At 49.4% G+C, this 21,122-nt stretch carries 18 protein-coding genes and 1 pseudogene; 9 read left to right on the top strand and 10 right to left on the bottom strand.

The window, feature by feature from the left end; genetic code table 11:
• The first annotated feature begins 276 nt into the window (after window positions 1-276).
• Window positions 277-576 carry an RNA recognition motif domain-containing protein gene (locus VB741_RS08645; RefSeq protein ID WP_323364763.1) on the top strand — a complete coding sequence of 100 codons (300 nt, stop codon included), beginning with the start codon at window positions 277-279 and terminating at the stop codon, window positions 574-576.
• 130 nt (window positions 577-706) lie between these two features.
• On the opposite strand, the gene VB741_RS08640 is transcribed toward VB741_RS08645, so the two are convergent.
• From VB741_RS08640 to VB741_RS08630, 3 genes are all read right to left on the bottom strand, one after another.
• The gene (locus VB741_RS08640) at window positions 707-1,315 is read right to left on the bottom strand and encodes a DNA-3-methyladenine glycosylase family protein (RefSeq protein WP_323364762.1); all 609 of its coding nucleotides are present in this window, start codon (window positions 1,313-1,315) and stop codon (window positions 707-709) included.
• A 25-nt stretch (window positions 1,316-1,340) separates the two neighbouring features.
• Window positions 1,341-2,744, bottom strand: a complete 1,404-nt coding sequence (locus VB741_RS08635; RefSeq protein WP_323364761.1) for a sensor histidine kinase — start codon at window positions 2,742-2,744, stop codon at window positions 1,341-1,343.
• 362 nt (window positions 2,745-3,106) lie between these two features.
• Entirely contained in the window at window positions 3,107-3,307 is a 201-nt protein-coding gene (locus VB741_RS08630) for a hypothetical protein (protein ID WP_323364760.1), read from the bottom strand.
• Window positions 3,308-3,965: 658 nt separating this feature from the next.
• Between VB741_RS08630 and VB741_RS08625 the strand changes: the two genes are divergently transcribed.
• Genes VB741_RS08625 through VB741_RS08615 form a run of 3 tightly spaced genes read left to right on the top strand, consistent with a single transcriptional unit; the run spans window position 3,966 to window position 7,611 of the window.
• Window positions 3,966-5,159 (top strand): ABC-three component system protein, encoded by a 1,194-nt coding sequence (locus VB741_RS08625; RefSeq protein WP_323364759.1) that lies wholly within the window; start codon window positions 3,966-3,968, stop codon window positions 5,157-5,159.
• A complete protein-coding gene (locus VB741_RS08620) occupies window positions 5,156-5,656 on the top strand; it encodes a three component ABC system middle component (protein WP_323364758.1) in 501 nt (166 codons plus the stop codon). The genes VB741_RS08625 and VB741_RS08620 overlap by 4 nt, the downstream gene beginning before the upstream one ends.
• Window positions 5,653-7,611, top strand: coding sequence for a DUF3732 domain-containing protein (locus tag VB741_RS08615; protein ID WP_323364757.1), 1,959 nt, complete (start codon window positions 5,653-5,655; stop codon window positions 7,609-7,611). Before VB741_RS08620 ends, VB741_RS08615 begins: the two co-directional genes overlap by 4 nt.
• Window positions 7,612-8,178: 567 nt before the next feature.
• Here VB741_RS08615 and VB741_RS08610 read toward each other — a convergent pair.
• From VB741_RS08610 to VB741_RS08575, 7 genes and pseudogenes are all read right to left on the bottom strand, one after another.
• Complete coding sequence (locus tag VB741_RS08610) at window positions 8,179-8,880, bottom strand: urease accessory protein UreF (RefSeq protein ID WP_323364756.1); 702 nt, start codon at window positions 8,878-8,880, stop codon at window positions 8,179-8,181.
• On the bottom strand, window positions 8,877-9,404 hold the full coding sequence (locus VB741_RS08605) for a hypothetical protein (protein WP_323364755.1): 528 nt from the start codon (window positions 9,402-9,404) through the stop codon (window positions 8,877-8,879). The genes VB741_RS08610 and VB741_RS08605 overlap by 4 nt, the downstream gene beginning before the upstream one ends.
• On the bottom strand, window positions 9,401-10,330 hold the full coding sequence (locus VB741_RS08600; RefSeq protein WP_323364754.1) for an urease accessory protein UreD: 930 nt from the start codon (window positions 10,328-10,330) through the stop codon (window positions 9,401-9,403). The genes VB741_RS08605 and VB741_RS08600 overlap by 4 nt, the downstream gene beginning before the upstream one ends.
• On the bottom strand, window positions 10,327-10,968 hold the full coding sequence (gene ureG, locus VB741_RS08595) for an urease accessory protein UreG (RefSeq protein ID WP_323364753.1): 642 nt from the start codon (window positions 10,966-10,968) through the stop codon (window positions 10,327-10,329). Before ureG ends, VB741_RS08600 begins: the two co-directional genes overlap by 4 nt.
• Window positions 10,969-10,984: 16 nt before the next feature.
• Complete coding sequence (gene ureC / locus VB741_RS08590; protein WP_323364752.1) at window positions 10,985-12,691, bottom strand: urease subunit alpha; 1,707 nt, start codon at window positions 12,689-12,691, stop codon at window positions 10,985-10,987.
• A 264-nt stretch (window positions 12,692-12,955) separates the two neighbouring features.
• A pseudogene (locus VB741_RS26280) lies at window positions 12,956-13,677 on the bottom strand (urease subunit beta).
• A gap of 150 nt (window positions 13,678-13,827) precedes the next feature.
• The gene (locus tag VB741_RS08575) at window positions 13,828-14,925 is read right to left on the bottom strand and encodes an aliphatic amidase (protein WP_323364749.1); all 1,098 of its coding nucleotides are present in this window, start codon (window positions 14,923-14,925) and stop codon (window positions 13,828-13,830) included.
• Between the two features lie 675 nt (window positions 14,926-15,600).
• Between VB741_RS08575 and VB741_RS08570 the strand changes: the two genes are divergently transcribed.
• The 5 genes from VB741_RS08570 (at window position 15,601) to urtE (ending at window position 21,017) form a co-directional block, all read left to right on the top strand.
• Window positions 15,601-16,977 carry an ABC transporter substrate-binding protein gene (locus VB741_RS08570; RefSeq protein ID WP_323364748.1) on the top strand — a complete coding sequence of 459 codons (1,377 nt, stop codon included), beginning with the start codon at window positions 15,601-15,603 and terminating at the stop codon, window positions 16,975-16,977.
• Window positions 16,978-17,260: 283 nt separating this feature from the next.
• Entirely contained in the window at window positions 17,261-18,232 is a 972-nt protein-coding gene (urtB, locus tag VB741_RS08565; RefSeq protein WP_323364747.1) for an urea ABC transporter permease subunit UrtB, read from the top strand.
• A gap of 76 nt (window positions 18,233-18,308) precedes the next feature.
• The gene (gene urtC / locus VB741_RS08560; protein ID WP_323364746.1) at window positions 18,309-19,418 is read left to right on the top strand and encodes an urea ABC transporter permease subunit UrtC; all 1,110 of its coding nucleotides are present in this window, start codon (window positions 18,309-18,311) and stop codon (window positions 19,416-19,418) included.
• A gap of 116 nt (window positions 19,419-19,534) precedes the next feature.
• Window positions 19,535-20,290, top strand: a complete 756-nt coding sequence (urtD, locus tag VB741_RS08555) for an urea ABC transporter ATP-binding protein UrtD (protein ID WP_323364745.1) — start codon at window positions 19,535-19,537, stop codon at window positions 20,288-20,290.
• 1 nt (window position 20,291) lies between these two features.
• Window positions 20,292-21,017: an urea ABC transporter ATP-binding subunit UrtE gene (gene urtE / locus VB741_RS08550; RefSeq protein WP_323364744.1), complete on the top strand. Its 726-nt coding sequence runs from the start codon at window positions 20,292-20,294 to the stop codon at window positions 21,015-21,017.
• Window positions 21,018-21,122: the final 105 nt, after the last annotated feature.

Genomic DNA, 21,122 nt, shown 5'->3' with positions numbered 1-21,122 from the left:
GCGTAGAAAACTAAGGAACAGCAGCCTACAGCTCCTACCCGGCCTTCAGGCCAGTGGGTTACCCTCAGCCCCATCAGCCCCTAGCTGGCCATCAACTTTACTTAAGACTTACTTAAAAAATTAGTGCTTTAGGGTTCCCAAACCTTACGATGAGGTGTTAAAGTCATAACCGGTAAGTTTTCGGTAGAGTAATTAGCTTTGTTGGGATTTCGATTTCAGTACAGGAATATCTCCGTTTAACTCGCTACGTTGTTTTGATTAAAAGGGGATTTCCTCATGTCTATTTATGTGGGCAATTTGTCCTACGATGTCACAAGCGAAGACGTAGAAGCTGTCTTTGCTGAGTATGGTCGCGTTAGTCGCGTTAGTTTGCCAACGGATCGTGAAACCGGTCGTCCTCGCGGATTTGCGTTCGTCGAGATGGCTGCCAAAGATGATGAAGCAAAAGCCATTGAAGCGCTGGACGGCGCTGAATGGATGGGTCGTAATATGAAAGTAAATGAAGCTAAGCCCCGTACTGAGTCTGCCGGCGGCAGTCGCGGTGGCGGTGGCGGCCGTAGCCGCAGTTCTTTCTAACGTTGCGATCGCTAACTAAATTCAAATCTGGTTAGTCTTGTAATGCGAGTGGTTCACTGAACCACTCGTTTTTTATGGCATTGTTTCAATGCCGCAGGTTTCCCCCAATAGTCTCATTAGACTAGGTGCATCAAACAGTGGGCGTATCGGCCTGGTGCCACATGTACAATGCCAGATAGGATCGATAGGGAGCAAACCGAGCAGCGGTGCGTACGGTTTTGCGACGACGGCTGGTTAATCGTTCAAGATTTTTTCGCGCGGTGGTGTCTCCATCAGGCCATATGTCTGGATCCCCAAAGTAAAAGATCCCCATCATATCGGCGGTCCATTGGCCCACCCCCCAAATCTCCGTCAGGCAACGGGTGCGATCATCGTGATCCAGTTCACACAACAGACTTTCATTGAGCTGATTGGCTCGGGTTGCCATGGCAATTGCCCCCATGGCTTTTGCTTTCGCTCCCGATAAACCACAGCTCCGTAATGTATCGGGAGAAACCGTGGCCAAGTAGTCCACCAGGGGTTGTTCGGCGGCACTTTCCACTACCCGTGCCCAAATCGATGCGGCGGCTTTAACTGAGAGTTGTTGTCCGGCGACGGCCCGGCATAGACGTTCTGGGAATGGGGAATCTTGGCGGGGGATCAGTTGGAGGGGTGGGGAGTTTGCGATCGCAACCGCCAACTCCCCACTCAACCCTTGGGCAATGTCCACAAACCTGGTCTGGATCGTCTGGGGTGTCATGAAAGCATAACTAAACTATCGTCTTCTACAGGGGCAGTAGCACAGTGAAAGAGGTACGCCCAGGTACCGACTCATAGAAAAGACTCCCCCCATGGCGTTTTTCAACAATGCGCTGCACCACATCGAGTCCTAGGCCAGTACCCTGCCCCATGGGCTTGGTGGTAAAAAAGGGCTCTGTTAATCGACCCTTTATTTCCGCTGGAATGCCTGGGCCATTGTCTTCCACCTCCACCCGAAGATAGCCGTTCTTTTCGCAGGTACGAATAATAATTTTGGGGGAGTCTCCAACAAAATGCTCATTCAGCGCATCTACAGCATTGTCGATCAGGTTGGTCCACACCTGGTTCAGTTCACTGCCAAAGGCCATAATCTTTGGCAGGTTTTGATTGTAATGGCGTTCCACTGTAATGCCATGTTTAAACTTAAAGGCAAATAACCGCAGCGTGTCTTCAATCCCGTCATGGATATTGATCTGTTGCTGGGCGGCCCGGTCCATATAGGAATAGGACTTCATGGATTGCACCAGGGTGGAGATGCGATTGGCACCATCCAAACCACTGTGGAGCATGCCCATTACCTCAAAGGACAAAGCCAACCAGCGGAGGCCCATATCCCGCAGCTCGGTGGAGTCATCCCGCCAGCGACCCGTCATTTCGTCCAACTTAGCCGGTTCCATTTTGCCAGCCGCCAACGGTCCTGCTATCTTCCAGGCATCTTCCACACCATACTCTTCTAGCCAGTCCGTCAGGGCATCTTCCCGATCGCCCTGGGCCAGTGGGTCATTGTCGGGGTGAGCAATGGCTTCAAAACCGCGATCGCGTAGTTCTAACCACTCCTGGGTATGGTCATCATCCACTTGGCGCTGGCCATATACCAGGTTCATGCGCTGTAGTTCCAGCATGGCAGGTTGCAAGTCTTTTAGGGATCTCACCAGCGCTGCCGCAGGGTTATTCAGTTCATGGGCCAACCCCGCCGATAGGGTGCCCAGGGCGGCCATTTTTTCCCGGCTCTGGATAAAGGACTCCAATCCCCGTAGTCGTTGACCTACGGTGCGAAAAATATCTCGTTCAAATTCTCGGCAGCTGTGGAGCACGTCTAAAAAATCTACGCATTGCAGACGGTAGAGATCGACATCTGTGTCTGCTGTCAGGGTCACCGGCACTAAGTCTTCGGTGAGCACTTGAATCTCGCCAAAAAATGATGGGCTGGTGTGGCGGCCAATGGGCATATCGGTTCCATTGCTCTGACGGCTGACGGTGATTTGACCGCTGAGCTGGATAAAGAATCCTCTGGGCAGATCGCCTTCTTTTATGAGGATTTTACCGGCCGGTAGTTGGATGTATTCGGCGCGATCGCAAATCCAATCCAACCGTTTACGCGGCAAAGACTGAAACTCTGGTATTTGCAATAGAGACTCGACACACAGCATGGTCACTTGCCCTCACCTGTTAACACCACGGAGCTACCCATCACAACCTATCCCGCTCCCATAGCAAAGATTTTAAAATCCCTGAGGCCATCTTAGCGAGTTTAATGCTGGAGCAAACGTGAGTTCGACAAATTTCAATTGCTGTAACTTTTGCAGAACAGGGCTTGTAGCATTCAAAGCACAGAAAACTCTGAATCAGTAAAGCTCACTGTTGAGAATATGACTCGATTTTCTCAATAAAACCCATTGTTGACAATGCTTTATGCAGCCTGGATCTTCGAATTTTTTATCCAGTAGGGCTTTCGAGGTTTGATTTCCGTCGAACTCAGGTTCTGATTGAGTTGTCTGAGCAGCTGGAAAACCTAGGTGTAGAGCTGCGCTCCATTCAGGACCAGGATGATTAATGCTATGAGCACCCGCTCAAGTTGGCTGAACTCATGCCCTGGCTTGGCTACAGTTTCAACTTCTTGGAGCAGTGCAGCAATTTTTTGGGATAGGTCGCGTTTTTGCCTTGGCTTAGCTACGGTTGTAAGTTCCTGAAGTAGTACAGCAGTTTCTTCCATTCGATAGGAATAATATTTCAGCCGAATAGCATCATGGGTAGTGCCCCATAGGTAAGGATGGCTGAATCTTAGATGCAGCAAGGAATATCAAGATTTACATCCTTCTCGAAGGTGCTAAGTATAAGTACTCACTGGGGGCTGGAATGCCTATTCTCTCGTGGATTGTGGGTTGAAATCCTGTGAATAACCAGGATACTTCGGCACTCAGAAGCCAGCTTCATTGGTCAAAACCCTTTCAGAAATAGGATTACAACCATCCTTACCTTTTTAGGACTACCAGTTATCGATGGGGGCGTTAGTTTGGAACCTATCTGTTGACACTCATGAAGATATGCGGAAAGTTTCCTCAGATCCCCCTCGAACAGCTTATTATCAAGAAACTTTCCTGCGATTCTCCCAAATCAGGTGGATCTGAGGAAACTTTCTTGCGATCCACCTGTTTCTGGGTGGATCTGAGGAAAAAATCCGTATAAAAAGAAGTTGGACGGCGCAGCACTTACCCGAGGCATGAGAGGGATACAACCCATTTTCCCTTGTGTGGCAATACCAAACAGCACTATAATAATTTGCGTAGTAGAGGTAAGCAATGGGATGTCTAGAGAATTATAGGAGTGTTTGCTATACCCATACGTACCTCTAGACAAGGGGGGGGGGGCTAGTGACTGCAAATTCAAACTTCTCTGCCACCGACTCTGCACTTGGATATTTATACCAGGTGCGTTCAGCTCTTTTGTCATCTCTTAAACGGCTCGCAAAAGATGAAGTTTTTGCGGTTTACCTTGAGACACTTGATGACGTTGTCTTTGAGCAAGACGGTTCTGCTCCTGAGCTATTGCAACTAAAGCACCATTGCAATCACGCAGCGAATCTGACTGATGCAAGCTCTGATCTCTGGAAAAGTTTTCGTGTCTGGATGGAGGGACGTGCAAATGGCAGCATTCCCGAAGATGCTCGGCTATACCTAATTACCACGAGTAGTATTGGTAGAGAAGCCTCAGCCAGCTACCTTATGCTTGAAAATCGCAACGAAACTGAGGCTCTTAAGAAGTTACAGGCAACAGCGACTACATCTACAAACCAAACAAATGAGCCAGCTTATAGACTATTCCGAGGTCTCTCGCCCGATGCTCAAATAGCTTTAGTTAGTTCCATTACGATACTTCCCAACGCCCCAAATATTAGTGATATTAGTGAAGCCTTACGTGTTGAGGCTCGCCTCGTGGTACGACGTAACCACCTTGAATCCTTCCTTACGAGACTTGAGGGTTGGTGGTACAAACGGGTGCTTGGACAACTGAGCACTCCAGATACACCGCCAATTCTCAGTAACGAGATTGAAAGTTCAGTTGATGACCTTCGGGAGCAATTCAAAGATGAAGCCCTTCCTGTGGATGAGGATATCCTGGGTGCGGAGGTTGACTCTACTTTTTATGACAATTCAGTATTTGTTCAGCAGGTGAGACTTACTGGTATTGGAGAACAACGTATTCTCTTTGCAATTCGAGACTATTACCGTGCATTCCAGCAACGATCTCGGTGGGTAAGAGAAGATCTAATTTTAATAGGTGATCTTGACAAGTACGAGCGACGCTTACGGGAAGAGTGGGAACTTCAATTTGCTCGTGTTGCAGATGAAATAGGCGATGATGCAACTGAGCAGGTAAAGAGAGAGGTAGCTCAAAGAATTTATAACTGGATGGAAGATAGTAACTATCCAATTCGCTCCCAAGTTCGAGAACGATGTATAACACGGGGGTCATTTCACATTTTGGCTGATGGGCTTAAGGTCGGATGGCATCCCGAGTTTATGAACCGTCTACAGCAAGTTCTTGAACCGCAGGGGATCTCATGACCATTTCATCGTGGTCGGATAGACCCATTGAGCAAGCTCGACTTCTTAATCCAGCATTCCTTGCAGCACTTATTTGGTCTTGCGCTGAAGGATATGGCAGTATTGATGAACAGGGAATTCCTTATCCACTAACGTTCGTTGCTATGCCGATAGTTTTGCATAAATCCACGCGGGAGAGCCTACCTAGGGCTATCCGCACATCTCTGGCTGCATGGCTTGGAGAGAATCCACAAGTCCATGTTCGCTTTGCGGAACGAGCAACAGCGCTAGTACCCCTTATAAAAGAAGGCGTGCTGTTCGGAGCCAATGGTCAGATGCTTAACATATCCTCATCTCAAATTGTGGCTGAACCAAGGCCACGCTCAATGAGCCGTTTTTTGAGAGAGTCTTCTGACGAGGTTCAACATTGCATGAAAAAAGCAAAGTTTGTAGGTAAGTGGTTTGCATCCTCTGGTGATTACACAACTGTTATGACTCTTTTTGGGGTAATGCCTTGAGTATTCAGATTCTTGATATCATCCTATATTCGTTTCAGGGCGATCGTCGCTTGCTATCGTTGCGTCCTGGGGAAGTGAACATAATCACTGGAGACTCTAAGACCGGGAAATCCGCTTTGATTAGCATAGTTGACTATTGTCTTGGCAGCTCATCTTGTGCAATTCCAGCAGGAGCTATTCGGAATAGTGTAAGTTGGTATGCATTACGGATTACTGACGGATCGGCAGAGCATTTTATCGCCCGACGTGCGCCAGATGCTGATCGAACAAGTAGCTCGGGAGCCTATTATGCCGTGGGTTCAACATTAAATATTCCTACCGCAGATGAGCTTTCTGTCACAACTAATATCGATAGCATTGTTGAACGATTGAAGAGTATTGTTGGTATTGATCTCAGTATTCACGAACCCTCTGAGGGGCAAACTCGACCTGCCTTAACAACAACACTACGACATGCACTTGCTTTTGCATTTCAAGATCAAAATGAGGTTAGCCAGCGAGGATTTTTATTTCACGGACAAGGTGATCCCCAAGCTGGTTCTTTCGTCACTCAGGCTATCAAAGATACCTTGCCCTATTTTCTAGGTGCAGTAGACGATAACTTCGTTGCAGGTAAAGCAAGACTGAGAGAACTGCGCCGTCAGTTACGAGAGCGAGAACGTACATTAGCTAGACTCGAAGCAGTAGCAAGTGGTGGCATTAATGATGCGGCATCTTTGCTTACAGAAGGACGGGATGCCGGACTCTTGGCTCAAGATGAAGCTCCAGAGTCCTGGGATGCTGCTGTTGCAGCACTACGTGCAGCAGTAAATGTCTCACCAGAGGAGCAACTTATTCGCTACGAAGAAAACCCTGAGCAAGCAGAACTCGTGAGGCTCAATAATGAACACGCATCTTTGCGAGATCAACTTACTCGTCATCAAGATGAGCTAGAAGCTATGCGGACACTGCTGTCTGATGAAAATGGTTTTGTTCGAGAAACACGTGAGCAAGTCTCCCGCTTAACTAGTTTGCGCCTCTTTGCTAATTCAGAAGAACCATGCTGCCCATTGTGCGATCAACCTACTATCAATCTCCCTTCGTCCGAAACTTTGGAACTGGAGATACAGCGTGTGTCTGAGCAGCTTGGACAAGTTACTAGACACACACCAGGATTAGAAGCGTTAATACTTGAACAAGAGCAAAGAATCAACGGAACGAAAAGACTTTTGCAAGAAAATCGAACAGCACTTGATGCGTTGCGACGCGCAGATGATCGACTGGTTCGATTACGAGATAGTGCTGCTCGTCGAGCTTATGTTCTTGGGCGTATCAGCCTATTTCTCGAAACCCTACCGCAAGTTGCAGATAACTCCGAGTTGCGAGCTGAGATCTCGGAACTCCAACGTGAGATCGAGCAATTAGAGGCAGATCTCAGTGACGAAAATATTCAGGAGCGTTTAGACTCAATCCTTTCTTTTATCTCCAGGGACTTGACCGAATGGGCGGAACGACTTGAGCTAGAACATCGGGGAAATCCATTTCGCTTAGACCTCAGATATTTGCAAGTAGTGGCAGACACGAATAATGGCCCGATTCGCATGGATGGTATGGGGAGTGGAGCCAATTGGGTAGGCTGCCATCTTATCGCACATCTTGCTTTGCATTCGTGGTTTGTACAGAAGTCGAGACCAGTTCCACATTTTCTGTTCTTGGATCAACCATCGCAAGTATATTATCCGGCGGAGCAAAATATTGAAAGTTCGTTGATAGATCTTGAGGACGAAGATCGAGCAGCGGTTGTCCGAATGTTTGAACTTGTACGGGATGTTGTAAATGAACTTCATCCTGACTTTCAAATCATCATTACTGAGCATGCCGATATTTCAGAAGATTGGTACCAAGAGGCTGTCGTGGAGCGTTGGCGAAACGGAAATGCGCTGATTCCTTCCGAATGGATACCCAATGAGACCTAATCTCAGACGATAAGTGAATTGTGGAGAATAGAAAATGTAGTTTGGAGCCGCCCAACAAATCGTTGCAGCGGCGGAATGAAAATGGTTGGTAGGGTGCCAAAGTTACTCGCCGCCGCTGAACTCCATCGTTATGCCGCCTTCAGTTATCGGTTATGTTAGTAACCTGTAAGTTTGTCGATGTATAAGATCTGGTTGCCTGGCACATCTATGTCAAATCCTTGATTTTTCGTGGAAGCCAGATTTCTCCAGCACGGTAGCTCAAGGCTTTCAGTCTATGAAGTCATCCCCCAAAGAGCTTTTAGCTTGAGATGGCAGAGCGCTTATGGGGCAGGGCTTTGAGGTGCTTGTATCAACCTGAGTTCGACGGAAATCAAACCTCGCTTTGAATGCTACAAGCCCTGTTCTGCAAGAGTTTACAACAATTGAAATTTGTCGAACTCACGTTGGAACAAACTAGTAGTGCGTCAAAGCATAATTATTGGGTAGCTTATCTCTCATAGACCTGTTGTTGAGAACAGAGTGCATGCCAAAAGAAAACGCAGTAAGGTTCAACTTTCGGTGTTGCCATCAGTTAGTAAACTGCCGCGAATTCAACTGCCGATGCCCCATCTGAGCAATCTCCAGGGCCGGAGCGCAGGCCCACATCTCCTCCAAAGAGAGCACATTCGCCTCACGGAGAACCGTCGTCACCGTTGGAGCTATGGCCGTCAGTACCTGCTGGGCCTGCAAATGCCCAAACAGCCCCAGACGGATCGCCGCACCGCATAACCCAGTCATAAACCCATGGAGAAACGCTAGGGCCGTATCATCCTGGGAAAGATTAACCACCTGACCCACTGCCGCAAAGATAATCGGATGTAGGCCGTGGCATTGCTGTTGACCAATATCTTTGGCAATCGCCTCTAGCTGGGGGTGGGGCCAGGTGGTACGGGCCACCATTAACAGGGCACGTCCACTCTTTTGTTGGGCCTGTCGGGTATCTTCCACCAGGGTATGGGCAAAGAGCCGCTGGTCAATTTGGTAAAGGCTGGCTAGGTCTTGGTGGACACTGGCCCGATAGGCATGGCCCAGAGCCACCAGATCCGTGGGGCCTACTTTTTGGTGCAGCAACAGTTCTAAAAAGTCCTGAAACTCTTCTGCCGTATTCACTTGTCTCGACTGGATGAGAGTTTCTAGCCCGTGGGAAAATGTGAAAGATCCAGACGGGAAGAAGGAGTCCGCCAATTGCATCAGGGCCAGACGTTGGGACCAGGTAGAGGATGGGGTCATGGGTGGTGATGGGCCGAAAAGTTTAGGTATTGGGTGGGCGATCGCAACTCGTAAGAAATCTCTAATCCTGGAATTTTAAATGCCTGTAACGTGCTTTCAATCACGGTTTGGTCGCCCGCCAGCTGAATATAAATTTTGTCGGATTCCACTAGGATGGGCCAGTGGTGGTTGCCCAGGGTATGACCTAGGTGGATCAGGGTTAGGGCCTGATCGGGGGTGGCCTGGGTGACGCGCAACACCATCACGGGCTGGGGCTGGAGATGAATCAACAACAGCTGTCCCGCCGTGGTTTGAAAGACATCCCCCTCAGCCAAAGACCAATGGCGATCTTTGATAATGCCCACGGTTTCTCCCCCAGGTTTCCCCGTCATGGTTTGGGTAAAAATCCGTCCCTTGACTCGGTCGCTGGGGGCCAGTTCCACTTCTAGATAGGCAGCCGTCTCTAATCGCTGGGCCAGCTGTGGGTCTTGCAATTGATTGCCCAGATAGGTTTGGGCTAGGTGGGTGGTGGCGGGAGTCATCATTTGGGAATATCGGGTAATGGGGGTTGGCCCGTGAGCTGACGCACGCAGTTGAGCAGGTGGTGTTGGTACTGTTTGATTAGGCTGACTTGGGTTGCGATCGCACGCACCAAAATCCCATTACAACCCGGCAACGTCGAATGCCCCACCCGCAGCCCTGGAGACAGCTCATAGGTTTGTAACACCTGGGTCAGCTGGGTCAACACCACCCCAGGCACCACCACCACAAAATTTCCCATGATCGGCAACTCTGCCAAAAAGGGACTGTGTCTAAAGCGATTCGACTGGCCCGCCGACTGGCCCCACAACAGCTGATTATCCGCAAAGCACAGCAGTCCGTCGGGAGTTTCCACCCGTAACCGACTTTGAAACCGCTCAAACTCATAAAACTCTCCCCGAGCCAGCCGCCCCGGCACGATGATTTCCCCCAGCACCAGTCGCCCCTGGGGGTGCAAAGTAATATTCATCCCTTGGGTGAAGTCCGCCGCCGCAAATAAAATCACCGGCTCTGGCACATATTCCACATAGGCGTTAGCCCCCACTGCCATGGTCCAGGTTTGATTTGCTTTGGGACCACCTTGGGGACGACTGTGCACCTTCGTCGCCGATTGATCGGTTAGGTAAATACTGGCCCCTTCCCCCACCTGTAAAGCCAACCGCAGATCATCGCCGGCTAATATGCCAGGGCCAGCATTCATGATGTAAGCATAGACCCGGTGGGGGTCCGTCGGATCCAGACGTAAATTGCCCGACAGGCGAAAGGGATAGGTAGCGTACTGGTGAGCAATAAAAGAGGCCCCCCGGTCTCCCCCTCCACAGCTCACCCGCAGGGATAGGTGCTGTTTTGTCTCCATCCCAGACGGCGATCGATTTACCTTTAGGACCGTTGGGTCCGCCTGTTCTGGCTGGGGCAACGTGGTAATGGTCATCGGTCACCTCCCACGGCCACACCGGATCGGGTAGGGGTGCGAAACAATACGGTTTCTAATATAAATTGTTCTACCTGGTCTAGGCCCACTTCCGTTTTGCAATTGGTATAGACCACTGGCCCTGTCCGTCGCTGTTGGGTATCCCGCCGAATCGTGGCTAAATCAGCTCCCACATAGGGAGCAATGTCGATTTTATTAATCACCACCAAGTCCGCCTGCATAAACCCAGGACCATTTTTGCGGGGAATATCGTCCCCAGCCCCTACATCAATCACAAAAATGTAGCTGTCAATCAGGTCATAGCTAAAGGTGGAAGCCAAATTGTCCCCACCACTCTCCACAAAAATCAGCTCCAACTGAGGCCACTTTATCTCTAGATCCTGGATGGCCAACAGATTCATGGTGGGATCTTCCCGAATGGCCGTGTGGGGACAGCTACCAGTCTCCACCCCAATGATCCGCTCAGCTGGCAGAAAGTCTTTTTTTCGCAACCGCTCAGCATCTTCCTGGGTGAGTAAATCATTCGTCACCACCGCCACCTCAATCCCCCTGGCCATCAGCCGAGGCACCAAACATTCCAACAAAGCGGTCTTACCACTCCCCACTGGTCCCCCAATCCCTACCCGCGCTGCTGCCATAGACTCACCACCCCTTCTACCGAAAAATATATAACCGTCCCAAGGGCACCTTATCCACCGGCTCACAGGTAGCCAGATCCCCATTCACCCTCACCTGGAAGGTATCAGGATCCACCTCAATCTCAGGACAGACATCGTTGTGCAACATATCCGCCTTAGTCAACTGTCGCGTGTTCTTCACCGGCAACAGTTCCTTATTCAACCCCAACCGCTCCGGCAAACCTCTCTCCAACGCCAATTGAGTCACAAAACAGGCAGAGGTGGCCGCCGGAGCACTGCCAAAACTACTCCACTGGGGCCGATACAAAATCGGCTCACAGGTCATCAAGGAAGCATTGGATTCCCCCATGGGAGACCAGGCAATAAACCCAGACTTAATCACCAGTTCTGGCTTAATGCCAAAGAATCCCGGTCGCCACAGTACAATGTCGGCCATCTTGCCCGGCTCAATGGAACCCACGTAGTCGGCAATGCCGCAGGTGCGAGCCACATTAATGGTGTATTTCGCCAGATATCTCAGCACCCGATGGTTGTCGTTGCGTTCATTATCCTCCGGCAACGTCCCCCGCTGATCCTTCATCTTCGATGCCAGTTGCCAGGTGCGACAAATCACTTCCCCAATCCGCCCCATGCCTTGGCTGTCGGAGCCCAACATGCTAATCGCCCCCATGTCGTGCAAAATGTCCTCGGCGGCAATAGTTTCAGCCCGAATCCGAGACTCGGCAAAGGCCACATCCTCTGGCACCCTGGGGTTGAGGTGGTGGCACACCATCACCATGTCCAAATGCTCATCAAAGGTATTGATGGTGTAGGGATTGGTGGGATTGGTGGAGGAAGTGAGACAGTGCTGGAAAGACGCCACTTTAATGATGTCCGGGGCATGGCCCCCACCGGCCCCTTCCGTGTGGTAAGTGTGAATTGTTCTTCCCTTAATGGCGGCTAACGTATCTTCCACATAGCCCGACTCATTCAATGTGTCGGTGTGGATCTTCACCTGGAAGTCATACTGATCGGCCACATTTAAACAGGTATCAATCACCGAGGGCATCGCCCCCCAGTCCTCATGGATTTTTAGACCCATGGCCCCATTGGCCACCTGCTCCACTAAACTCTCGGGCAGGCTAGAACTGCCTTTCCCCAAGAACCCAAAGTTGATGGGAAACGCCTCCGAGGCCTTGAGCATAATGCTCATGTTGTGGGCTCCGCTGGTGCAAATCCCCACGGTCACTGGCCCCAGTCCGCCCCCTAACATGGTGGTCAACCCGCTGGAGAGGGCTTCGGCACAGAGACCGGCACTGTCAAAATGCACATGGCCATCTAAACCGCCGGGGGTGGCGATCAATCCTTCCCCCGCCCGCACGTCGGTATTGGCGCTGATTACCAGGTTGGGGGTGACGCCCTCCATAATGCCTGGATTGCCAGCTTTACCGATGCCAACGATTTTGCCGTCCTTAATGCCAATGTCAGTTTTGACAATGCCCTGCACCGGGTCCATCAGCAAAACATTGGTAATCACCAGGTCCAACGCCCCATCCGCAGCGGTGATGCCAGGGGCCATGCCCAGCCCATCCCGCAGGGTTTTACCGCCGCCAAAGACACACTCATCGCCGTACACCGTTGTGTCCCGCTCCACTTCGATCACTAGGGAGGTATCCCCTAGGCGCACCCGGTCCCCCGTGGTGGGACCAAACAGCTCGGCGTAGCGCTCGCGGCTAATTTCCATGGATTTCCGATTTCCTCTGGGTGGGTGTAATTAAGGTGTTTTCTCGAAAAAGCTATATCGAAAGCTATATCGATTGAAGGCCCCCTGAAAGGCCCCCTTCGATCGATATAGGTCTATTGTTCCAACGAGGCATCATGGAGACTCCCTGCATTGGGGGAATAGCGTCAAAAACCCCAGAAATAGCCCAAGGGGCATTCAAGAAAGGGGATTTGGCGGCCTGGATCACCGGTATCTTCTTTGCTGGGAATGTCCTAACTATCTGACTTAACTATCTGCACTAGAACTAAACCCTTGGGCCTTGACCTTGGCCAGGGCATCGGCCACAACCTGTGGATCGTCCAAGGCCCCATTGACCAAATCATTTAACCCTTGCACGATGCGATCGCCCGCCAGGGCCACCAGGGTAACGCTTTTGGTATCCCCCGGTTCAAACCGCACCGCCGTCCCCGCTGGAATATCTAAGCGAAACCCCAGGGTCTCAGCCCGGTCAAACTGGAGCATGCGGTTGACTTCAAAAAAGTGATAGTGGGACCCCACCTGAATGGGCCGGTCGCCCACATTAGCCACATCTAGGGTTTTAGCCACCCGTCCAGCATTCAGTTCTAGGGAACCCGGCTCACAGAGCACAGCCCCCGGAGCTAGGGGGTTGTCACTAGCAGCACTGGCCATGGTCAAGCCTCCTGGGGCCGAATGGGATTGTGGACGCTGACCAGTTTAGTGCCGTCATTAAAATGGCCTTCCACCTGGATCAGTGGAATTAATTCAGGTACACCGGGCAGCACATCTGCCGTCGTCAGTAGGGTGGCCCCCTCCGCCATCAGTTGGGCCACGGTTTTATCTTCTCGGGCACCTTCCACGATGTAGTCGCTGATAAATGCGATCGCTTCTGGCACATTCAGCTGAATCCCCCGGTCCTTGCGGCGACGGGCAATTTCAGCAGCGGTAAATAAGGTTAATCGCTCAGACTCTTTGGGCGTCAGATACATGGGGTTATCAGTTAAAACGTTGCATCCTACCCACAGGAAACTACCAAGGGTTGGCCCAGCAGGCCAACCCTTGGAATTACAACCCATGGGATCAATCCAAGATTGTCTCTATCGACCTAGATGTTTTCGGCAAAGTTTTGGCAAACTGGCCTAGGACACCGGCTGAGTCACCACCACCGGCTCCGACTTCTTAACCGAAGGCATCGGCACTGAGGCAACCGTCTTTTGATTCGGAATCCCCTCGATGGGACATTCAGCTGTACCTGCCGTAGAGCGCGTTAGGGCCTCAACTTTCTCCTTAGTCTTCTGAGGATCCAGCACCCACTCGCGGTAAAACTCATAGGGACATTCCTGCAGACCCTCATCTCCATCACCGGAGTTAATCATGCCGGTATAGCCTCGATGCAAGAGCTTATAGATGTGGTTTTGGGACTGGGAATGTGCACGAAAATCTCGGATAGCAAACTTGGAAAGGGCTGCATACTGAATGCCATTCTCCTCTTCGCCACATTCACCCAACGTCCGACCATCAAAACCAATAATGGCAGAATGACCAAAGTAGCTATAAACCCCATCAAACCCAGCGGCATTGGCCACCGCCACATAGGTATTGTTCATCCAGGCCATGGCCTTAGATACAATCACCTGTTGATCCTTCGATGGATACATATATCCCTGGCAACGAATCACTAGCTCAGCCCCCTTCATCACACAGTCGCGCCAGATTTCAGGGTAATTACCATCGTCACAAATAATCAGACTAATCTTCAGTCCCTTAGGCCCTTCAGAAACATAGGTGCAGTTCCCTGGATACCAGCCCTCAATGGGAGTCCAGGGCATAATCTTGCGGTATTTTTGAACAATCTCGCCCTGATCGTTCATCAAAATCAAGGTGTTATAGGGCACCTTCTTCGGGTGCTCTTCATGGCGTTCTCCTGTTAAGGAAAAGACACCCCACACCTTGTTGCGAATGCAGGCTGCAGCAAAAATATCGGTCTCGGACCCCGGAATGATAGACGCGTTTTCCATCATCTCGCCAGGGTCATACATGATGCCATGGGTGGAATACTCAGGAAAAATAACCAAATCCATTCCCGGCAAACCGACCTTCATCCCGTCAATCATGTCCGAGATTTTTTGACAGTTTTCAAGCACCTCATCCTTTGTATGCAGTCGAGGCATCTTATAGTTGACAACTGCCACTCCAACAGAATCGTTACTCGAAGAAATATCGCCGTGAACAGACATGTTCTGACTCCTAAAACTTTTACGCTGCTATTGAGACCCTTAACTGAGGCTGGAAATCACTGAAAATTATTAGAAAATAAGGCATAACATTAAAAAACAACGTTATTGCCATCGTCGAAATGAAATAGTTAACCGCTGATCAACAACTCAACAGGTAGCGATAATAAATTTACAACTTCATTTTTAATGGGAATGTAAATTTAGATACAACAGAACCTTGACTCACAAGCCAGGAAAGGCTGGTAAAAACCAATACAGAACTTAAATTAAAAGATAGTTAATTTTTAAAGACCCATCGCAAGATAACGAAGTCCTTAACATTTCCCATCCTTTGAATTTACGAAAATTCAGAGCTCATAAAGAATGCATCAGACCAAGCCCTGGGATCCCCTTTTTGTATCATCGGCGACAAAAATCAGCTGTATTAGTATATAAAGTTCATGGGTATCCAGTGGTTCTGCCTAGCTGTAGGTAGGATGCTCCACTGGTAACACCATGAGTGAGTGTAGCGATACGTGTTCTCGATGGGCAATGAGCCCATAGGCTTCTGAGTGCAAATAGCATGCTAGGGTAAATCGCTAAGCTGTTTTCTTGGCCTAGGCCCAGGGTTCGACCCCAGGGTTTAACCAAGGTTTGTAGCTCGTTTCTTATGATGTGTGAGGTTAGGCAACTTTTATGACAAATTCCCGCAGTTCAAGCAATCTCAGTCGACGCAAATTTATTCAATACGGCTCCCTAGCCGCCACTACAAGCGTTTTAGCAGCTTGTGGCGGTGGCGGTGGCGACACTGCTACCGATGCTGGTGGTGGCGACGCCTCAGTAGCTGGTGGTGGGGACGTGATCAAAGTGGGGGTTATGTACTCCACTACGGGCACCATCGCGATTGTTGAAAAGTCTTTGCAGGATGCCACCTTCTTGGCCCTGGAGCAAATCAATACGGGTACAGGCCCCTGGGAAGCCAACGGTGCCGGTATTGCTGGTAAAACCATTGAGAAGATTGTGGTCAACCCTGACTCCAACTGGGACCTTTACAACCAAATGTCGAAGCGTCTGATTGCCGAAGATAAGGTTGTTTGTGTCCTGGGTTGTTATACCTCGGCTAGTCGTAAATCCGTACTCCCGGTTTTTGAAGAGAAGGATTCCATCCTTTACTACCCGGTTTATTACGAAGGAAACGAGTGTAGCTCCAACGTCTTCTACACAGGTGCTGCACCTAACCAGCAGATTACGGATTCCATTCCCTATTGCTACGAAAACTTTGGCCCCAAGGGTTTCTTTATCGGATCTGACTACATCTATCCCAAGGAAAGTAACCGGATTGCGATCGCTGAGCTAGAGAAAGCAGGCGGTAGCGCTGTGGGTGACGAATATGCAGCCCTAGGAACCACCGAATTTATTACTATCATTAACAAAATCAAGGCCGCCAAGCCTGATTTTGTCCTCAGTAACCTGGTGGGTGACAGTATTCCAGCATTCTATCGTCAGTACAAAGATGCGGGCATCAACGCTGAAGATATTCCCATCATGGCGTACCCCACCACAGAGGAAGAGATTCAGGCCATGGGTCCTGAATATTCAGCCGGACACTTCACCAGTTTCAACTACTTCCAAACTGTTGAAACGCCTGAAAACAAGGCGTTTGTTGAGCAGTTTAAGGCGATGTTTGGTGACGACCGTGTGACTAACGGTGTAATGGAAGCCGCCTACTTGCAAACCTTCTTTATGGCCCAGGCGATGAAGAAGATCCTAGAAGCAGGCGACGAAATCACTACAGCAACGCTGCGGGAAGCCACCAGGGGACAAGAGTTTAACGCTCCCCAGGGCAAGGTGAAAATAGACCCGGACAACTACCACACCTATCTCTATTCTCGGATTGGTAAGTGGAAGGAAGACGGCCAGGCCGAAATTGTGTTTTCCACTGATTCAGCCGTTAAGCCTATTCCTTGGAGTCAGGCCCTCTACAAAGGCCGTGAGTGTGTACACCCAACTCCTGACGATCGCAGCGATCCGACCAAGGAAACGGGTAAGGATCTAGTTCCTCAGTTCCTCTAAGACTGATTTTTAATCAGATCTAGTTTAATTCTTCAATCTGTTGGCAGAGTTTCCTCTGGAGGTCTGCCGACTGATTGTTGTAGATGTTTCGCCGCTGCTGATTTAGGTGGCTTAATCTATTTGATTATAGAAGGCGTCATGCCAGGATTTTTTAGATTAAACCCTCCCGAGCATCAGTAACGCCGATATTTCTATTTTCCTAAATTATTTAGGACATTTGACCTAAATAATTATTAGGACGTCTATCCAGTTCAAGATTTTGTAAGCCATATTCCTGAGTACCATGCTGGACTTTGCCTTGTCTTCAATGTTATCGCCCCTCTATCTGCTAGCCCAAGAAGAGGCCGCAGAAGGAGGGGTTCAGCTTTCCACTATTCTCAATCAGGCCTTGAATGGGATTGGGATTGTAGGCATTCTACTTCTGACAGGGTTAGGCCTATCCATCACCTTTGGGGTGATGCGGATCATCAACCTGGCCCATGGTGAATTTATTATGCTGGGGGCTTACATCACTTTCTTAATGCAAGACCTCTTCAAGATGGATTTGCTGCTCACGATTCCCTTTGCCTTTCTAGGTACGGCAATTATTGGAGCGATTGTTGAGCTGACCATTATTCGTCGCTTATATGGTCGTCCCTTAGAAACGCTCTTGGCAACTTGGGGATTGAGTATTGTGCTTCAGGGCGTCGTCAAACTGATATTTACCGCTCAGCTGAAGTATGTAAAGTCTCCTTCTTATTTGTCAGGTAACATTACTTTTCTGACGGATGCTGCTGGCTCCCCCCTAATTGCTATTTCTTACTATCGTCTGTTCATTATCGGGATTGCATTAGCACTGTTAGGCCTAACAATGTACCTCTTCTACGGGACGTCTTGGGGTCGTCAGATTAGGGCCGTCACCCAAAATCGTAGTATGGCGCAGTGTCTAGGCGTTAACACTAAGCTAGTGGACATGGGCACATTTGCCTACGGTTGTGGTTTGGCGGGAATTGCTGGAGCTGTTATTTCTGCGCTCAAAACCGTTGCACCTCCCATGGGGCAAGACTACTTAGTCGATGCCTGGATGGTAGTAGTGACCGGAGGTGTGGACAAACTAATCGGTATTTTGGCAGGTTCATTTTTAATTGGTGAATCCAATGCCATTATCGCGTTTATTATCAATGACCCAACCGCTCGGGTTTTGGTGCTGGCTGCGGTGATTGTGTTGATTCGATATCGCCCCGAAGGATTATTTACCGTTCAAAAACGGACTTAGGGCATACAGAAACCCTTTTTGGGGATCAGTATTATTTCTTTAACATCGCGGTCTAGATCATCGTTAGGAGTTGGATATGGCAAATGTAGTGATGGGTTACAAGCAGTCAACGTTTCCAACGAAACTGGCTGCTATTAGCGGTATTGGATTGCTGATATTTATCATCCTTCCCTTCGTTATGGGGGAGTTTCAACTCGCTCTGGTGTCGAAGCTTTTACTGTTTGGGACTCTGGCTATTTCCTTGGATTTAGTCTGGGGATTTACGGGTATTTTAAGCTTTGCCCATGGCATTTTCTTTACCCTGGGGGGCTATGCTTCAGCCTATTATTTGAAGCTCAACCTCTCCGCAGCGAACAACAACTACGGCGGTGAGCTGCCTGACTTTATGGTGTGGAATGGCCTAGAGGTTTTGCCCTGGTTTATTGCTCCCCTGAAATATTTTCCAATCGCCTTCCTTGCCATGATTGGCGTGCCAGCGCTGTTTGCCTACATCGTGGGCTATTTCATTTTTCGATCTAAGGTCAGTGGTGTTTACATCACCATCATTACACTGGCTCTTTCCTCGGCGTTGACCACCTTTTTCATCAGTCAGCAGGCCTATACCGGTGGCACCAATGGCATTACGGATGTCAGCAAACTGGCCTTGTTTGGGATAGAAATTCCTGCCATGGGGCTTTATTTCATCATTTTGGCCTACACCGCTTTTGTGTTGGTCCTGAGCTGGTGGCTGACCCAGTCGAACTTTGGCCTGATTCTGCGCTCGATTAATGAGAACGAAAATCGTATTTCATTTCTAGGCTACGACGTTGCTCAATATAAAATTTTCATCTGGACCCTTTCCGCGGCTATGGCGGGTGTGGCTGGGGGGCTATTCGTTCCCCTGAACAGATTTATTTCCCCTGTCTACTTGGCAGTGGCCTTTGGTACCCAGGTAGTGATTTGGGTGGCCATTGGCGGTCGGGGCACGTTAATTGGCCCATTGCTGGCGGCGATGCTCCTAGGACAGGCGCAAAACTATGCGGAGAAGGTTACCCAGGACTGGCAGCTGATGATTGGTATTTTGTTGCTGATTGTGGTCTTGTTTATTCCCAATGGTCTGATGAGCCTATTGCCCAAGAAGTTTAGCTTGGCTAACTTATCTAAGCCAACACCCATAGCACCGGTTGCTACTACGGTCAAAAACTAGCCCTTGGGGAGTAAATTACATTTTGCCGGTCAAGGGTTGCGTCAATTTGATTACAGTCTGAGTCAGGCTGTAAGTGATAGATTATGATTACCAGAACGCTGAAGAGGCTTGATTAAATGGAAGCGGTCTTGTCCGTAAAGGATTTAAATGTTGTTTTTTCAGGTTTTAAGGCCCTGAGCGGCGTTAACTTGGATGTCTATGACGGTGAGATTGTGACCATCATTGGTCCGAATGGAGCTGGCAAAAGCACGCTTCTGGATGCCATCGTGAGTAAGTCTCCAGTGTTTTCCGGCCATATTTATTACCATGGCAAGGAGATCACCAATAAGAGCCCCCATGAGGTCGCTCGCCTGGGGATTGGTCGTAAGTTTCAGAACCCTAATGTCTATAACGAGTTGACGGTCTTTGACAACATCTTGTTGGCATTGAAGGGGGCCCATGGGATTTTAGCGTCCATCACTTCCAAGTTGACGCCGGCCAAGAAAGGCAAAATCTATGACGTACTAGAGCGTACGGGCTTGATCGACCAAGCCTTTGATCAAGTTTCGTCCTTATCCCATGGTCAAAAGCAATGGGTTGAGATTTCCATGGTTCTGGCCCAGGATCCGTCCATCGTATTGTTGGATGAGCCGACGGCGGGGATGACGACGGATGAAACCTACATGACTGGTGAAATCATTCAAAGTATCGCCAAGACCCACTCTGTGGTGGTAATTGAGCATGACATGGAATTCGTCAAACAGATTGCCGAACGCATCGTAGTGTTGCATCAGGGCAGTGTTTTGGCGGAAGGATCGGTGCAAGAAGTGCAGAGCAATCCCAAAGTGATAGAGGTTTATTTAGGTCGTGAAACAATCAATGCCGCTGCTTGAGATGAATGGATCGACAACTGCAACCAAGTCTTTGCTTGAGATGGATCGGGTGGTAGCTGGCTATGGCCAAACGCCTGTTCTATTTGATATCAGCATGACTGTGAATGAAGGGGACATTGTGTGCCTGTTGGGGCGTAATGGGGTGGGTAAGACCACTTTGTTGCGTAGCATCATTGGTTTGAATACCCCCAACAGTGGGACCATTTCCTTTGGGGGCAAGGATATTACCAAAACCCCCACCTATCAGCGTGCGCGCCAGGGCATTGCCTATATTCCCCAAGGTCGGGAGATTATTCCCTATCTGTCTGTCTTGGATAATTTGAAGATGGGCTTTAGTGCTAGTGGGAAGAAGGGGAATAAGATTCCTAGCGAGATTTTTGACTTCTTTCCGATGCTCAATGAGCATTTGCAACGTCAGGGTGGTTTATTGAGTGGTGGACAGCAGCAGCAGCTTGCGATCGCAAGAGGCCTCATGTGCAACCCTAAAATTATGCTGCTAGACGAGCCCACGGAAGGGATTCAGCCCTCGATCGTTCAAGAGATTGAAGATACTCTGCGCCGAATCAACAAAGAAAAGGGCATTACTGTCGTTGTTGTCGAGCAAAAAATTGAATTTGCCCGTAAGTTAGCCCAGAAATTCTTCATCATGGAGAAGGGTGCCATTGTTGAGCGGGGGACCACTGACCTGCTTACTGACGAACTGCTGCACCGTTATTTGGCGGTATAAACCCCACAGCCAGAACGGACCGTTAATTCGTTAGCTATCTCCCATAAAAAAGCAGAGATTCAGATGAATGAATCTCTGCTTTTTTATGGGATTCAATTAGTGAAT

Origin of the sequence: Leptothoe sp. PORK10 BA2, assembly GCF_034932105.1 — a bacterium.
Classification (GTDB): domain Bacteria; phylum Cyanobacteriota; class Cyanobacteriia; order Phormidesmidales; family Phormidesmidaceae; genus Leptothoe.
The sequence above is the reverse complement of the archived record's forward strand: the minus strand, read 5'-3'. Positions and strand labels throughout refer to the sequence as shown.

Excerpts from the sequence above, each read along its gene's own strand:
- ureC (WP_323364752.1), bottom strand. The coding sequence starts at position 12,691 with ATGGAAATTAGCCGCGAGCGCTACGCCGAGCTGTTTGGTCCCACCACG.
- urtD (WP_323364745.1), top strand. The coding sequence starts at position 19,535 with ATGGAAGCGGTCTTGTCCGTAAAGGATTTAAATGTTGTTTTTTCAGGT.
- urtE (WP_323364744.1), top strand. The coding sequence starts at position 20,292 with ATGAATGGATCGACAACTGCAACCAAGTCTTTGCTTGAGATGGATCGG.
- VB741_RS08635 (WP_323364761.1), bottom strand. The coding sequence starts at position 2,744 with ATGCTGTGTGTCGAGTCTCTATTGCAAATACCAGAGTTTCAGTCTTTG.
- urtC (WP_323364746.1), top strand. The coding sequence starts at position 18,309 with ATGGCAAATGTAGTGATGGGTTACAAGCAGTCAACGTTTCCAACGAAA.
- urtB (WP_323364747.1), top strand. The coding sequence starts at position 17,261 with ATGCTGGACTTTGCCTTGTCTTCAATGTTATCGCCCCTCTATCTGCTA.
- VB741_RS08630 (WP_323364760.1), bottom strand. The coding sequence starts at position 3,307 with ATGGAAGAAACTGCTGTACTACTTCAGGAACTTACAACCGTAGCTAAG.
- VB741_RS08600 (WP_323364754.1), bottom strand. The coding sequence starts at position 10,330 with ATGACCATTACCACGTTGCCCCAGCCAGAACAGGCGGACCCAACGGTC.
- VB741_RS08575 (WP_323364749.1), bottom strand. The coding sequence starts at position 14,925 with ATGTCTGTTCACGGCGATATTTCTTCGAGTAACGATTCTGTTGGAGTG.
- VB741_RS08610 (WP_323364756.1), bottom strand. The coding sequence starts at position 8,880 with ATGACCCCATCCTCTACCTGGTCCCAACGTCTGGCCCTGATGCAATTG.
- VB741_RS08570 (WP_323364748.1), top strand. The coding sequence starts at position 15,601 with ATGACAAATTCCCGCAGTTCAAGCAATCTCAGTCGACGCAAATTTATT.
- VB741_RS08640 (WP_323364762.1), bottom strand. The coding sequence starts at position 1,315 with ATGACACCCCAGACGATCCAGACCAGGTTTGTGGACATTGCCCAAGGG.
- VB741_RS08645 (WP_323364763.1), top strand. The coding sequence starts at position 277 with ATGTCTATTTATGTGGGCAATTTGTCCTACGATGTCACAAGCGAAGAC.
- ureG (WP_323364753.1), bottom strand. The coding sequence starts at position 10,968 with ATGGCAGCAGCGCGGGTAGGGATTGGGGGACCAGTGGGGAGTGGTAAG.
- VB741_RS08605 (WP_323364755.1), bottom strand. The coding sequence starts at position 9,404 with ATGATGACTCCCGCCACCACCCACCTAGCCCAAACCTATCTGGGCAAT.
- VB741_RS08620 (WP_323364758.1), top strand. The coding sequence starts at position 5,156 with ATGACCATTTCATCGTGGTCGGATAGACCCATTGAGCAAGCTCGACTT.